At 72.0% G+C, this 14,018-nt stretch carries 17 protein-coding genes and 1 tRNA gene; 3 read left to right on the top strand and 15 right to left on the bottom strand.

Translation table 11 applies throughout. From position 1 onward, the window contains the following. Nucleotides 1-3 precede the first annotated feature (3 nt). The 3 genes from ACZ4VF_RS27590 to ACZ4VF_RS27580 form a co-directional block, all read right to left on the bottom strand. Nucleotides 4-825, bottom strand: a complete 822-nt coding sequence (locus ACZ4VF_RS27590) for a YceI family protein (RefSeq protein ID WP_467929289.1) — start codon at nt 823-825, stop codon at nt 4-6. 103 nt (nt 826-928) lie between these two features. Further along, nucleotides 929-3,418, bottom strand: coding sequence for an MFS transporter (locus ACZ4VF_RS27585; protein WP_467929648.1), 2,490 nt, complete (start codon nt 3,416-3,418; stop codon nt 929-931). Between the two features lie 85 nt (nt 3,419-3,503). After that, nucleotides 3,504-3,998, bottom strand: a complete 495-nt coding sequence (locus ACZ4VF_RS27580) for a MarR family winged helix-turn-helix transcriptional regulator (RefSeq protein ID WP_467929287.1) — start codon at nt 3,996-3,998, stop codon at nt 3,504-3,506. A 204-nt stretch (nt 3,999-4,202) separates the two neighbouring features. On the opposite strand from ACZ4VF_RS27580, the gene ACZ4VF_RS27575 reads away from it, so the two are divergent. Next, nucleotides 4,203-4,397 carry a hypothetical protein gene (locus ACZ4VF_RS27575; protein ID WP_467929286.1) on the top strand — a complete coding sequence of 65 codons (195 nt, stop codon included), beginning with the start codon at nt 4,203-4,205 and terminating at the stop codon, nt 4,395-4,397. A 759-nt stretch (nt 4,398-5,156) separates the two neighbouring features. Here ACZ4VF_RS27575 and ACZ4VF_RS27570 read toward each other — a convergent pair. The 8 genes from ACZ4VF_RS27570 to ACZ4VF_RS27535 form a co-directional block, all read right to left on the bottom strand. Beyond that, nucleotides 5,157-6,098 (bottom strand): RNA polymerase sigma factor SigF, encoded by a 942-nt coding sequence (locus tag ACZ4VF_RS27570; protein WP_467929285.1) that lies wholly within the window; start codon nt 6,096-6,098, stop codon nt 5,157-5,159. 337 nt (nt 6,099-6,435) lie between these two features. After that, a complete protein-coding gene (locus ACZ4VF_RS27565; protein ID WP_467929647.1) occupies nt 6,436-7,272 on the bottom strand; it encodes an RNA polymerase sigma factor SigF in 837 nt (278 codons plus the stop codon). Nucleotides 7,273-7,477: 205 nt separating this feature from the next. Next, complete coding sequence (locus ACZ4VF_RS27560; RefSeq protein ID WP_467929284.1) at nt 7,478-7,780, bottom strand: Dabb family protein; 303 nt, start codon at nt 7,778-7,780, stop codon at nt 7,478-7,480. Nucleotides 7,781-7,790: 10 nt separating this feature from the next. Continuing rightward, a complete protein-coding gene (locus tag ACZ4VF_RS27555) occupies nt 7,791-7,970 on the bottom strand; it encodes a hypothetical protein (protein WP_189296847.1) in 180 nt (59 codons plus the stop codon). A gap of 155 nt (nt 7,971-8,125) precedes the next feature. Next, a tRNA-Ser gene (locus tag ACZ4VF_RS27550) sits at nt 8,126-8,210 on the bottom strand. A gap of 45 nt (nt 8,211-8,255) precedes the next feature. Continuing rightward, a complete protein-coding gene (gene tadA, locus ACZ4VF_RS27545) occupies nt 8,256-8,687 on the bottom strand; it encodes a tRNA adenosine(34) deaminase TadA (protein ID WP_467929645.1) in 432 nt (143 codons plus the stop codon). A gap of 95 nt (nt 8,688-8,782) precedes the next feature. Then, nucleotides 8,783-9,316: a tRNA adenosine deaminase-associated protein gene (locus ACZ4VF_RS27540; RefSeq protein ID WP_467929644.1), complete on the bottom strand. Its 534-nt coding sequence runs from the start codon at nt 9,314-9,316 to the stop codon at nt 8,783-8,785. Between the two features lie 303 nt (nt 9,317-9,619). Then, nucleotides 9,620-9,865: a hypothetical protein gene (locus ACZ4VF_RS27535; protein WP_467929282.1), complete on the bottom strand. Its 246-nt coding sequence runs from the start codon at nt 9,863-9,865 to the stop codon at nt 9,620-9,622. Between the two features lie 97 nt (nt 9,866-9,962). Here ACZ4VF_RS27535 and upp point away from each other — a divergent pair, with 97 nt between their 5' ends. Further along, on the top strand, nt 9,963-10,598 hold the full coding sequence (gene upp, locus ACZ4VF_RS27530; RefSeq protein ID WP_467929281.1) for a uracil phosphoribosyltransferase: 636 nt from the start codon (nt 9,963-9,965) through the stop codon (nt 10,596-10,598). A gap of 42 nt (nt 10,599-10,640) precedes the next feature. Here the strand turns inward: upp and ACZ4VF_RS27525 are convergent, their stop codons facing one another. Beyond that, nucleotides 10,641-11,276, bottom strand: coding sequence for a LytR C-terminal domain-containing protein (locus ACZ4VF_RS27525; protein ID WP_467929280.1), 636 nt, complete (start codon nt 11,274-11,276; stop codon nt 10,641-10,643). 99 nt (nt 11,277-11,375) lie between these two features. After that, the gene (locus ACZ4VF_RS27520; protein WP_004943146.1) at nt 11,376-11,672 is read right to left on the bottom strand and encodes a type II toxin-antitoxin system VapB family antitoxin; all 297 of its coding nucleotides are present in this window, start codon (nt 11,670-11,672) and stop codon (nt 11,376-11,378) included. Nucleotides 11,673-11,785: 113 nt separating this feature from the next. Here ACZ4VF_RS27520 and ACZ4VF_RS27515 point away from each other — a divergent pair, with 113 nt between their 5' ends. Then, the gene (locus tag ACZ4VF_RS27515; protein ID WP_467929278.1) at nt 11,786-13,402 is read left to right on the top strand and encodes a helicase HerA-like domain-containing protein; all 1,617 of its coding nucleotides are present in this window, start codon (nt 11,786-11,788) and stop codon (nt 13,400-13,402) included. 19 nt (nt 13,403-13,421) lie between these two features. Here the strand turns inward: ACZ4VF_RS27515 and ACZ4VF_RS27510 are convergent, their stop codons facing one another. Both ACZ4VF_RS27510 and ACZ4VF_RS27505 read right to left on the bottom strand, forming a co-directional pair. Continuing rightward, on the bottom strand, nt 13,422-13,547 hold the full coding sequence (locus tag ACZ4VF_RS27510; protein WP_467929277.1) for a hypothetical protein: 126 nt from the start codon (nt 13,545-13,547) through the stop codon (nt 13,422-13,424). 54 nt (nt 13,548-13,601) lie between these two features. Then, nucleotides 13,602-13,922, bottom strand: coding sequence for a hypothetical protein (locus tag ACZ4VF_RS27505; protein ID WP_467929276.1), 321 nt, complete (start codon nt 13,920-13,922; stop codon nt 13,602-13,604). Between the last annotated feature and the right edge of the window lie 96 nt (nt 13,923-14,018).

Below are 14,018 nucleotides of genomic sequence, written 5' to 3'. Positions count from 1 at the left end.
TGCCTACGCCTGGGGGAGCGAGTCGCCCTGGACCGCCTGGATGTCCAGCTCGACCTTCAGCGTGGTGCCGATGGCCGCGATGCCCGCCTGGAGGACCTGGTTGTAGTTCATCGCGAAGTCCTCGCGGCGCAGTTCGGCGGTGGCCCGGAACGCGGCCCGCGTGCCGCCCCAGGGGTCGGCGCCGGTGCCGAGGTAGGCCAGGTCGAGGTCGACCGGTCGTACGACGCCGTGCATGGACAGCTCGCCGTGGACCGTCCAGCGGTCGGAGCCGGCCGCCGTCACACCGGTGGAGCGGTACGTGATCTCCGGGTGCCGCTCGACGTCGAGGAAGTCCCCGGACTTCAGGTGCGCGTCGCGCATGCCGTTGCCGGTGTCGACGGACGCGGCCCTGATCACCGCCTCGACCCGGGACTTGGTGACGTCGTCCGGCGCGATCTCGATCGTGCCGCCGAACTCCGTGAACCGGCCGTGCACGCTGGAGATCCCCAGGTGCTGGGCGACCGCGGCGACGGAGGAGTGCACCGGGTCGATGGTCCAGGGCCCGGGCGGCGGCAGTTCGGTTCCGCCCTGCCGGGCCAGCGTCACCGTGCCGACCTCGGCCCGGCCGCTCGCGGTGACGATCGCGCTGGACGCGGCCGGCGCGTAGCCCACGGCGGTCACGATCACGGTGTACGCGCCCGGCGCCAGCTCGGTGGCGTCCCGTACGGCACCCTCGGCGTCCGCCTCGGCCCGCAGTACCTGGCTCCCGGTCATGTCGGTCACCGTGACGACCGCGTGCGACACGGCCCACCCGTCCCGCGTACGGATCTTCGCGGTCAGTCCCATCCCGTTTTCTCCCTGCAAGGTCTTACATGTCGGTCGTATGACACCGGCCCGTGGCGGGCGCGCCCTCCGCTCAGGGCGCGCACCGCCACGGGCCGGGTGGGAACTACTCGCCGGGGTGGGCGAGTTCGATGTCGTGGCCGTCGACGCCCGGACCGGACACGGTCAGCGCGGTGGCCACCGGCGGGTAACCCGTCGCGATGACGGTGTACTCGCCGCCGTCCAGGTCGGTGAAGGCGTACGCCCCGTCCGTCCCGGTGGTGGCGGTGCCGACCACGTTGCCGGCCTGGTCGACGAGGGTCACCCGGGCGTCGGCCAGCGGGCCGTGCGGGGCCCGGACGACACCCTGGAGCCGGGCGCCTGCGTCCAGGTCGACCTCGACGCGGGTGACGCCGGTGGCGCCGACCTCGACCGGCAGGGCGCGCGGCCGGAAGCCGCTCGCGTTGACCGCGACGGTCACCGTGCCCGGCACCAGGTCGGTGAGGGCGAAGTCGCCCTGCTCCCCGGTGGCGGCGGTGGCCAGCAGGTCACCGCGCACGTCGGTGACGATCACCATCGCGTCCTTGACCGGCAGCGCGCTCCCCGCGGCCCGCACCACACCGGTCAGACCGCTGGTGCCGCTGAGCAGGATGTCGTACGACAGCGGTTCGCCGCCCACCACGACGGTGGAGGCCTGCGGCTGGTAGCCGTCGGCGGAGGCGATCAGGACGTACGACCCGGTGCCCGGGGCTTCGAGGACGTAGGAGCCGTCGGCCTGGGCGACCGAGCGGCCCAGCTGGCGGCCGGACAGCGAGATCAGCGTGACCGCGGCCTGCGGGACCGGGGCGCTCTCGGCGCCGCGGACGTAGCCGTGCACCGGGGTGCCGCCGGTGGTGCCGGGCTCGGCGACCGTGGCGACGGCGCCGGACTGCGTGGCCGCGGTGGCCGGGGTGCCGTTCTCGCCGAGGACGGGGGCGGCCCAGCCGGGCACCCGCTCCGGGGCCGGAGCCTCGGTGGCCGTCGCGGCGGCGACCGGGGCCTGGGCCTCGGCGACGGCCGGCGCGGCGGCCGGGTCGGTGACGGGGGCCTCGGCCTCGGCGGACTGGGCGAGCGCGCCCTTGGTCTTCAGCGGGACCTCCTTGATGAACAGCGTGATCAGGAAGGCGACGGCGGCGAGGCAGCCGGCGATGAGGAAGACGTCGGCGATGCCGTGGCCGTAGGCGCTCTCCAGCAGCGTCCGGATGGGCTTCGGGAGCGCGTTCATGTCCGGGATGCTGTCGGTCGAACCGGAGCTGCCGGCCAGGGCCTTCTGGTACTTCGGGCTCAGGTCGGCGACGCCGTCCTCGACGTAGTGGGTGATCCGGCGGGACATCACGGCACCCAGCGCGGAGACGCCGACCGCACCGCCGAGGGAGCGGAAGAAGGTGACCGTGGAGCTGGCCGAGCCGAGGTCGGAGGGCGCCACCTGGTTCTGCGTGGCGAGCACCAGGTTCTGCATCATCATGCCGATGCCGAGACCCAGCAGGGCCATGAAGATGGCCATCTTCCAGTAGTCGGTGTCGTAGCGGATGCCGCCGAGCAGCAGCAGGCCGGCCGTGACCAGGACGCCACCGCTGACCAGCCACGCCTTCCAGCGGCCGGTGCGGGTGATGAACTGACCCGAGACGGTGGAGGAGACGAACAGGCCGCCGATCATCGGGATGGTCATGACGCCCGACATGGTCGGGGACTTGTCGCGGGCCAGCTGGAAGTACTGGCTGAAGAAGACGGTGCCGGAGAACATCGCGACACCGACGAACAGCGAGGCGAGCGACGCCAGCGTGATCGTGCGGTTCCTGAACAGGCGCAGCGGGATGATCGGCTCGCTCGCCTTGGACTCGACGAGCACGAACAGCGCGCCGAGGACGATCGAACCGCCGACCATCGCGTAGGTCTGCCAGGACAGCCAGTCGTACTTGTCACCGGCGAAGGTGACCCAGACCAGCAGCAGGGAGACGGCGGCGGAGATGAGGGTCGCGCCGCCCCAGTCGACCTTGACCTCCCGCTTGACCACGGGCAGGTGCAGGGTCTTCTGCAGCACGATCAGCGCGATGACCGCGAAGGGCACACCGACGTAGAAGCACCAGCGCCAGCCCAGCCAGGAGGTGTCGGTGATGACACCGCCGAGCAGCGGGCCGCCGACGGTGGCGACGGCGAAGGTGGCGCCCAGGTAGCCGGAGTACCGGCCGCGCTCGCGCGGGGAGATCATCGCGGCCATGACGATCTGCGCCAGGGCGGACAGACCGCCGACGCCGATGCCCTGGAACACCCGGAAGGTGATGAGCATGCCGGGGTTCTGCGACAGGCCGGCCGCCATCGAGGCGACCACGTAGATGATCAGGGCTATCTGGACGAGAGCCTTCTTGCTGTACAGGTCGGCGAGCTTGCCCCACAGGGGAGTGGCCGCGGTCATCGACAGCAGGGCGGCGGTGACCACCCAGGTGTAGGCGGACTGGCCGCCGCCGAGGTCCCCGATGATGTGCGGCAGGGCGTTGGAGACGATCGTGGACGACAGGATCGCCACGAACATGCCGAGCAGCAGCCCGGACAGGGCCTCCATGATCTGCCGGTGGGTCATCGGGGCGTCGCCGTGGGAGCCTCCCCCGTGCTTGGCGTGAGCCCGCACACCGGCTGGTGTGGTCGTTGCCATGGGCTTCCTTCTCTTACGTGCTTGCGGGTGTACGGGTGGTCTCTTCGGATACGGGTTCGGTGATCCGGAGCGGGGCCGAGCGGCAGTCGCCGAAGGACGCGCGCAGGCGTGTCATCAGCCGGATCAGCTCACCGACGTCCTCGTCGGTCCAGTCCGCGAGCCGCTCGGCGAGCAGATGCGTGGTCCGCCGGGACAGCTCGTCGAGCCGGTCCAGGCCCGCGGACGTCAGGCGCAGGATGCGCGAGCGCTTGTCCGCGGGGTCCGGGTGCCGCTCGATCCAGCCGCGTGCGGCGACGTGCGCGACATGCCGGCTGGTGACCGACATGTCCACGGCGAGCAGCTCCGCGAGCTTGCTCATGCGCATGTCGCCGTGGCGGCCGAGCAGGGTCAGCACGGCGGCGGAGCCGGCCGGGCAGTCGGGCGGCAGGATCCGCCCCATGTCCCGTTTCACCGCTCCGACGGCACTGAGCTGACGCGCCAGCTCTTCAAACTGCGTCCGCTCGGCCATCACACCTCCCGTATCGTTGCTTAGGGCAACCATAAGCCTGCTTGGTTGCTGCAGGCAAACAAATCGGGTGGGGTGGGCGCAAAAACTTGGCAAAGGCAAGTATTGCGATCGTAAATATGCAGGTGGGTGCGGGTGTCGTGCCCCCGTCTGTCCCGGTGGCCCCGCACTTGGGTCGCTCACCGGGATTCGCTAGGGTCTCGGGGCATGGCTAACACCCAGGGCCCCCAGGGCAATTACGACCCTGCAGGCAGCACCCAGATGTTCCGCGCGTTCGTCGACGAGGCCCCGCAGGGGCGGCAGCAGCAGGCGGCCTCCTCCGGCCCCCGGGTCGGTCTGATCATCGGCGTCGTCGTGGCGCTCGCGGTGATCGCCGGCGTCGCCTGGCTGGCGATGAAGTAGGACTCGGCCCCACTCGACGGAGACGTCCCGCGTCTCGATGGGCATGCCGGGCGGCACCCGCCGGGAATCCGCGCACACCGTCCACGCGGGGCTCCTGCGCGCACCCGGCGCCGGCGGCACCGGCGGCTCCTCGGTCGACTCGATCCTCCCCCGGTCGACGCCGAGCGCGCCGATGACGTGCGTCCCGAGCGTCATACGACCCCGAGCGCACCGCCGTGCCGCCCCACGAGAGGTCGGCGGGCGCCGTCGTCGTACGGCTCACAGCGGGGTGCGGCGAGGCGGCGGGCGGTGTCGTACGACCGCCCGGGCCGCCGCGGGGCCGCGGGGCGCCCCGGGGTCGCCTCGACGGGCGGCGCCGAGGCCGGTACCGATTCCCGTGCCGATTTCCGGGTGCCGAGGCCGGCGGTGACGCCGGCCCGGTGGAGCGGGGAGTGGAGGAGCGGACCGGTGCCGCGGGGCCGGTCCCGCGCGGCTGCCGGTCGAGCGGTACCGGGGTCACCGATCCGGACGGCGGCACGGCCGTCGGACCGCCCTGGCCCGCGCCGAACACGGTGTGACCACCGCCCGGACCACCGCCCCCGCACGCGACCAGCATCCCGCCCGGACCGACGACGGCCGCCGGCACCGCTGTGAGCATCCCGGTACGCGGCATCCGGTCATGGTGGACGACGTGCCGTCAGATGAGAACGCCGGTACGGCCGGCGCCCCCACGACGCCGGCGCGGCGCTCCCGAAGGCGTCGGCCTCTCCGGCGGAGCGCCTAGTCGGAGATCAGTCCGTCCCGCAACTGCGCCAGGGTCCGGGTCAGCAGCCGGGAGACGTGCATCTGGGAGATGCCGACCTCCTCGCCGATCTGCGACTGGGTCATGTTGGCGAAGAAGCGCAGCATGATGATCCGCCGCTCCCGGGGCGGGAGTTTGGCCAGCAGCGGCTTGAGGGACTCGCGGTACTCCACGCCCTCCAGGGCCGCGTCCTCGTAGCCGAGCCGGTCGGCGAGCGAGCCCTCGCCGCCGTCGTCCTCGGGGGCCGGCGAGTCGAGGGAGGAGGCGGTGTAGGCGTTGCCGACCGCGAGGCCGTCGACCACGTCCTCCTCGGAGACGCCGAGCACGGCGGCCAGCTCCGTCACCGTGGGGGAGCGGTCGAGCTTCTGCGACAGCTCGTCGCTGGCCTTGGTGAGGGCCAGGCGCAGCTCCTGGAGCCGGCGCGGAACCCGCACGGACCACGAGGTGTCACGGAAGAACCGCTTGATCTCGCCCACGACCGTCGGCATCGCGAAGGTCGGGAACTCCACGCCCCGTTCGCAGTCGAACCGGTCGATCGCCTTGATCAGGCCGATGGTGCCGACCTGGACGATGTCCTCCATCGGTTCGTTGCGCGAGCGGAACCGCGCCGCCGCGTAGCGGACCAGCGGCAGGTTCAGCTCGATCAGGGTGTCCCGGACGTAGGCCCGCTCGGGGCTGTCCTGGTCCAGCGCGGCCAGGCGCAGGAACAGCGAGCGGGACAGGGTGCGGGTGTCGAGGTTCGCCGTGGCCTGCGCGGCCGGGACAGCTTCGGCGGCCGGGTCGGCGGCCGGGGACGGCACGGCTTCGAGGGCCGTGACACCCTCGAAGCCGTCGAGGACGTCGAGAGCGTCGAGCTCCTTGGGCGCTGCCTCGCTCTTCGTGGGCGTCAGCACCTTCGAGCTGCCCTGGTCTGCGGACATGCCACCCCCTTTGGGTCGCGGGACGGTCGCGGCGGCGCCGACTCTTCACGAGCGACGCAGCCCTCACCTGAATACCGGAGCCGGAGCCACGGCAAACGCGCTTCCCGCAGAATGTCACATGTCGGCAACGCGCTGTACCGACATGTCGACATGTGAGATCCGAATCGCCCCTGGAAACAAAGGGTCTGACGGCCTTTCGGGTGCCAACTGTCGGCAACCGCGCTGGTGAGCGATTCGCTCGCGCCGGTTACCGCTCGATCGGGTTTGCGATGCAGCGGCGTACGGGCTGTGCTTCCGTGCGCCCGCTGTGCATCAGGAGGCAGGCGGTCTGCTGCCGCTACGCGTCGATCCGATTTGCGGAACGCAGCCGTTGGAAGCTACGGGCGAGCAGACGTGAGACATGCATCTGGGAGACGCCGAGTTCCGCGCTGATCTGAGACTGGGTGAGATTGCTGTAGTAGCGCAGCAGGAGGATGCGCTGTTCTCTCTCGGGGAGTTGGACGAGGAGGTGGCGGACCAGGTCGCGGTGTTCCACGCCGTCCAGGGCCGGGTCCTCGTAGCCGATCCGGTCCAGCAGGCCGGGAAGCCCGTCCCCCTCCTGGGCGGCCTCCAGCGAGGTGGCGTGGTACGACCGTCCCGCCTCGATGCAGCTGAGCACCTCGTCCTCGCCGATCCGGAGCCGGTCGGCGATCTCGGCGGTGGACGGGGAACGGCCGTAGAGCGTGGTCAGGTCCTCGGTCGCGCTGTTGACCTGCACCCACAGCTCGTGCAGCCGGCGCGGGACGTGGACGGTGCGGACGTTGTCCCGGAAGTACCGCTTGATCTCGCCGACCACGGTGGGCATCGCGAAGGTCGGGAACTGCACCCCCCGGTCCGGGTCGAAGCGGTCGATGGCGTTGATCAGGCCGATGGTGCCGACCTGGACGACGTCCTCCATCGGCTCGTTGCGGGAGCGGAAGCGGGCGGCGGCGTAGCGCACGAGCGGGAGGTTCGCCTCGATCAGCGCCCCCCGTACCCGGTTGTGCTCCGGGGTGCCGGGGGTGAGCTCCTTCAGTTCGGCGAACAGCACCTGGGTCAGGGCCCGGGTGTCGGCGCCGCGGCGCTTCTCTGGGGCCGGCGGGGTCGGAGTGGGCGCCTCTTCCTGGGGCGGCGCAGTACTGGCCGACACGGTCAACGCCACCTCTTCGTCGGTCAATCATCCGTCAAAAGCGGTCATAGCATCACAAGACATGTGCACTGTGTGCAAGCACCTGATAACCCCGTGTTGTGGTTCAAACTCCGATGATTTGGGGTAGCAGTGCCGCAAAAAGCGCTTCGCCGGAACGACGCAGCCCCCCGCCGGGCCGGCGGGGGGCTGCTGGGGCCGTGGGAGCGCGGAGCTACTGCCCCTCGATCTCGTAGTCGGCGATCACCCAGGTGGAGAACTCGCGCCAGAGCGCGACGCCCGCCTGGTGGGCCGGGTGCTCCAGGTAGCGCTTGAGGGCGTCGGCGTCCTCGACCGCCGAGTTGATCGCGAAGTCGTAGGCGATCGGCCGGTCGCTGATGTTCCAGGCGCACTCCCAGAAGCGCAGCTCCTCGATCTGGCCGCCGAGGGCCCGGAAGGCCTCCACGCCCGCCACGACACGGGGATCGTCGCGTTCGACGCCCTCGTCGAGCCTGAAGAGGACCAGATGGCGGATCATGGGGTGTACCTCAGCTCTTTCCTCCGTTGGCGACCCAGGTCATGAAGTCCCCGACGGCCTTGGCCGCGTCCGATATGCCCTCGAAGCCTATCTGGACGTAGTCGGCCGCCTTGGCCGGGTCCGTGATGATCACGTACAGCGCGAAGACCACGAGCACGTACACGGCGATCTTCTTGGCGTTCACCGCCACCGCGGCCTCCCCTGTGCCAGTGCCCCGAGGGCCCCCTGCTGCCGGCCGCGAGTGTAACCTCCGGACCTCCCGCGGGGCCGACAGCCCGTCGTGGCACGGGCGTTGTGTCCGGAACACGCGAAAGGCCCCGCCGGTCGGCGGGGCCTTTCTGCGAGCGGTAGCGGAGGGATTTGAACCCTCGGTGACTTGCGCCACACTCGCTTTCGAGGCGAGCTCCTTCGGCCGCTCGGACACGCTACCGAGGGAGACCTTACAGCACGGGGGCCCGAGCTTTGAAATCGGTATTCACCGGTTCCGGAAGAACTCCGTGAGGAGGCGGGCGCAGTCCGCCGCGAGCACGCCCTCGATGACCTCCGGACGGTGGTTGAGCCGCCGGTCGCGCACCACGTCCCACAGGGAACCGGCCGCGCCGGCCTTCTCGTCCCGGGCGCCGTAGACCACCCGGTCCACCCGGGACTGGACGAGGGCGCCCGCGCACATCGTGCACGGCTCCAGGGTGACGACCAGCGTGCAGCCGGTCAGCCGCCACTCCCCGAGCCGGGCCGCCGCCCGCCGGATCGCGAGGACCTCCGCGTGGGCCGTGGGATCGCCGGTGGCCTCGCGCTCGTTGTGCCCGGCACCGAGCACCGTCGTACCGTCCGGGGACAGCACGACGGCGCCGACGGGGACGTCCCCGCCACGGACGGCCAGGTCGGCCTCCGCGAGGGCGAGCCGCATCGCGGCCCGCCAGGGGTCCCTCACCGGGTCCGGCGTGCCCTGCTGCGGGAGCTGCTCCGGGGGGTGTCCCGGGAACAGTGGGTCCTGTGGCGTGGTCAGCGGACGGTCTCCAGCACCTCCGAGGCACCCAGGGCCTCGGCGATCGTGTTCAGCGCGTCGTCGGCGTCCAGGGCGCGCAGCTCCTTCTCGCTGATGCCCAGGTCGTCCAGGATCTCGCTGTCGCCCACCGGGCTGTGCGGCACCGCGTCGGCGTCGCCGCCCTCCACCTCCTCGTCGTCCTCGGACTCCCCGTCCTCGGTGCCGTCGAGGTCCAGGGCGTCCAGGTCCGGGCCGTCGTCCGAGCCGGGCTCCCGGCCGAGCAGTTCGTCGGTGAGCAGCAGCTCCCCGTAGGCGCTGCGCCGGGCGGCGGCGGCGTCCGAGACGTAGATGCGAGGGTCGTCCTCGCCGTCCACGCGGACGACGCCGAACCAGGCGTCCTCCTGCTCGATCAGGACGAGCACCGTGTCCTCGTCGGGAGAGGCTTCCCGGGCCAGGTCGGCCAGATCCGACAGGGTCTCCACATCGTCGAGCTCTGTGTCGCTCGCTTCCCACCCGTCTTCGGTGCGCGCGAGCAGTGCGGCGAAGTACACCGTGACTCTCCCACTGGTCATAGGCGTGCCGGTTGGGGGTCCCCCCGGCGGAGGTACATGGGCGGAGAGAGCTGGGCTCCGAGCCCCACCCACTCGGAATCGTGGCAGAAACAAGGCGTCCAGGGGACGTCTTCGGCTCCCTGTGTCTGGCTGTTTCGATCGCGGATCCGTGATCGGCCCACCAGCGCGCTCATTGCCACCACCTGCGGATCGTACGCGGCTTTCCCCCACGCTCACGCACGCCCCACCTCGGCAACACCGGTACGGCGGGGGAACTTCCGCGGCCCGCCGGGCGGGCCGCGGCTACCAGCGGAACGTCCGCATACGCATCGCGTGGCGCAGCCGGGCGGCCTTGGCGCGCCGGGGCTGGACCCGGGCGCGCAGCTCCCGGGCCTCGGCGAGATCGCGCAGGAACTGGGCGCGCCGCCGCCGCCGTTCCGTCTCGGTCTCGGGCTTGTCGGGGTCGGGCCGCGCGGACCGTGCGGCGGGGCCGGCCGTGTGGCCGGTGGCCCCGGTGGCGTCCGCGGGCGGGTCTGGAAGGTCGGACACGTCGCACCACCCCACTCACGTCCCCTCCCACTTTCCCCCGGTCGGCCGGTTTGACGCCAGCGCGAGGGCCGGGTCCGGCGCAGGTACCGTTAGGGACATGCGTCTCCATGTCGTCGACCACCCTCTGGTCGCTCACAAGCTCACCACGCTGCGCGACCAGCGCACCGACTCCGCGACCTTCCGGCGGCTCGCCGACGAACTGGTCACCCTGCTCGCCTACGAGGCGACACGGGACGTGCGCACCGAGGCCGTCGACATCCAGACGCCGGTCGCCCGCACCACGGGCGTCAAGCTGGCCCGTCCGCGTCCGCTGGTGGTGCCGATCCTGCGGGCCGGCCTCGGCATGCTGGACGGCATGGTCCGGCTGCTGCCGACCGCCGAGGTGGGCTTCCTCGGCATGATCCGCAACGAGGAGACGCTGCAGGCGTCCACGTACGCCTCGCGCATGCCGGAGGACCTCTCGGGCCGCCAGGTGTACGTCCTCGACCCGATGCTGGCCACGGGCGGGACGCTGGTCGCGGCGATCCAGGAGCTGATCAAGCGCGGTGCGGACGACGTGACGGCCGTGGTGCTGCTGGCCGCGCCCGAGGGGGTCGAGATCATGGAGCGGGAGCTGGCGGGCACGCCGGTCACCGTGGTCACGGCGGCGGTGGACGACCACCTCAACGAGCTGGGGTACATCGTGCCCGGGCTGGGTGACGCGGGGGACCGGCTCTACGGCGCCGCCGAGTAGGCGAGGGCCGCTTCTCGGCGGCCCCTCTTCAGCGGCTCTTCTTCAGCAGCTCTTCTTCGCGGTGGCGGCCGGCTGCGGTTCCTTCAGGGTCGTCAGGGTCCGGTCGGCCGTCGCCCGGTCGGCCAGGCCCTTGAAGGCGTCGCCGATGACGAGGTCCACGTCGGTGCCCTTGCGGGTGTCGGCGCGCAGGTCCGCGCCGGCGAGCTGGGTGGCGAGGACGCGGAGTGCCGTGTCCTGGGCCGCGGGGGAGCCGAGGAGCATCCCGGTGCCCTTGACCTTCTTGTCGTACTGCTTCGACGCGTTGCCCACGTCGCCGATCCGGAAGCCGCGCTTGCGCAGTTCGTCCGCGGTGCTCTTGGCGAGCCCGGAGCGCTTGGTGGCGTTGTAGACGTTGACGGTGATCCGGCCGGGCTCGGGGAGGGGCTCGGCGCGGGTCGCCGCGGCCGCCGCCTTGGTGTGGCAGTGGGCCGCCGGGCCGGTCGCCGTGGAGTCGCCGGTACCGCCGCTGAAGACGTCGATGAGCTGCAGGGTGCCCCAGCCGACCAGGCCGAGCACGGCGACGGACGCCACCACGGCGGCCGCGAGCCTGCCGTGTCGCCGGGGCGGACGCATCCGCGGGTATTTGTCCCCCGTGATCCGGTACTGGCCGCCCATGCCAGGGGGAGTCAGCATGCTCATGGGCGCAGCGTAGTGCGCCCGAGCGGCGATGCCTATCAGATGATCAGTCGATGCCGCTCAGCGGAACCCGAAAGGGCCAACCAGCCCCGTCGCGCCGGGTCAGTCCAGTTCGAGCACGCGCGCGTGCAGCACCTGGCGCTGCTGGAGGGCGGCGCGGACCGCGCGGTGCAGCCCGTCCTCCAGGTACAGGTCGCCCTGCCACTTCACGACGTGCGCGAAGAGGTCGCCGTAGAACGTCGAGTCCTCCGCCAGCAGGGTCTCCAGATCGAGCTGCTGCTTGGTGGTCACGAGCTGATCGAGGCGGACCGGGCGCGGCGCGACGTCCGCCCACTGCCGGGTGCTCTCCCGGCCGTGGTCGGGGTACGGCCGGCCGTTTCCGATGCGCTTGAAGATCACACGGAAAGCCTACCGGTCAAGACGTTCCGGGCGCAGCCATGGCGGGGCAGTGCGACGCTTGAAAAGATGGAGCAATTCGGGCATACGGGCTACTATGGGAACGGGGGCCGGGGATGAGTGACAGCGAGACCGTGCCGCCCGCCGAGCCCCGGGACGCGCCCGCGGTGCCCCGGGACGCTTCCGTACCGCCCGCCGAGGCGCGGAAGATCGCCTCCGGCTACGCCTTCACCGGACCCGCGCTCGACCTCGGCGCCCTCCTGTGGGACGGGCGCTGCCACGCCGGCGCGCCGGTCCGCGTCCCGCTGTCCGTGCTCAACCGGCACGGCCTCGTCGCGGGCGCCACGGGCACCGGCAAGACCAAGACGCTCCAGCTGATCGCCGAACAGCTGTCGGCGCAGGGCGTACCGGTGTTCCTCGCGGACATCAAGGGCGACCTGTCCGGCATCGCGCGGCCGGGGCAGCGGAGCGACCGGGTGAGCGAGCGGTCCGGCGAGGTCGGCCAGGACTGGAGCCCGGCCGGCTTCCCGGCGGAGTTCCTCGCCCTCGGCGGCCTCGGCCACGGCGTCCCGGTCCGGGCCACCGTCACCAGCTTCGGTCCGGTGCTGCTGGCCAAGGTGCTCGGGCTGAACCAGACCCAGGAACAGTCCCTCGGCCTGATCTTCCACTACGCCGACACCAAGGGCCTGGAGCTGATCGACCTCAAGGACCTGCGCGCGGTCGTCGCCTTCCTCGTCTCCGACGAGGGCAGGGCCGAACTCGGGGACCTCGGCGGCCTCTCCAGTGCCACGGCCGGGGTGATCCTGCGTTCGCTGACGGCCTTCGAGGCGCAGGGTGCGGCGGACTTCTTCGGCGAGCCGGAGTTCGACACCGCCGACCTGCTGCGCACCGCGGAGGACGGCCGGGGCGTCGTCTCGGTCCTCGAACTCCCGGCGGTGCAGGAGAAACCCCTGCTCTTCTCGACGTTCCTGATGTGGCTGCTCGCCGACCTGTTCCACGACCTGCCCGAGATCGGCGACGTCGACAAGCCGAAGCTGGTGTTCTTCTTCGACGAGGCCCACCTGCTGTTCCACGGCGCCTCCAGGGCGTTCCTGGACTCGATCACGCAGACCGTCCGGCTCATCCGCTCCAAGGGTGTCGGCGTCTTCTTCGTCACCCAGACCCCGAAGGACGTGCCCGGTGACGTCCTCGCCCAGCTCGGCAACCGCGTCCAGCACGCCCTGCGCGCCTTCACCCCCGACGACGACAAGGCCCTGCGGGCCACCGTGCAGACCTTCCCCAGGTCGGCGTACGACCTTCAGGAGCTGCTCACGGGTCTGGGCACCGGCGAGGCCGTGGTGACCGTGCTCGGCGAGAGCGGCGCCCCGACCCCGGTCGCCGCCGTCCGGCTGCGCGCCCCGGAGTCCCTGATGGGCCCGGTGGACGCGGCCGAACTGGACCGGGCAGTGCGCGCCTCCGCGCTCCACGACCGTTATGCACAGGCTGTGGACCGCGAGTCGGCGTACGAGCGGCTGAGCGCGGCCCGCCCGCGGGAACCGGCCCGGGAACCGGAGCCGGCCGACCGGCCGGATCCGCGCGCGTCGCGGGTTCCACGGGCCGCCGGGGAGGAGCCGTCGCTGGTCGAACAGGTCGTGCACAGCCCGGTGTTCAGGTCCCTGGCCCGCTCGGTCGGCACCCAGATCGGCCGCGAGATCACCCGTTCGCTGTTCGGCACCGCCCGGCGGAGGCGGTAGCCGCCTCCGCCGGTGCCGGTCAGCGGTCCCGTCCCTCCGGTGACCGCTGGGGTTCCGGCGTCCGCTGCTCCGGCCTGGGGGCCGTACCGCGCCGGGCCTCCGCGCGCAGCAGGGCGCGCACGACGGCGTAGGGATCCTTGGGCATGGCTGTGCTGCTCCTTGCGTCGAACCGACCGGGCCTTGCGGGGACGCGGGCCGGTCAGCAGCGCAGTACCACCGTGCGCAGCAGGGGCGTGGTGTGCGGCACCCGCGGGGCGGCGGGGCACGGGCGGGCCGCCGGGCGGGCGGGCCCCGGGCCGGGCAGGGGTGCGGGGCGTTCGGGTACGTCGGTCCGGTGCGGGGCACGGACGGCCGGCCGTGGTGCCGGGCCGAGGACGTCCTGCTCGGCGCTCCCGGCGGCCGCGACGACGTCGGGCGCGAGCTGAGCCGGTACGTGGGCGCCGGGCACCCACAGGACGAGGAGCAGCACGAGCAGGCGGAGCCGGGTACGGCTCCGGGGGGTGCTCCTGGTCCTGCTCACGGCTGCTGTCTGCCCGGAGCGGACGGCCGGGGCAGCACGCCGGGCGCGGGAACCGCCCGCTCGGCGTACCGGGAGGTGCGCGGTGGACGGCTGCCG

Source organism: Streptomyces sp. NPDC029151 (genome assembly GCF_055564315.1).
The sequence above is the reverse complement of the archived record's forward strand: the minus strand, read 5'-3'. Positions and strand labels throughout refer to the sequence as shown.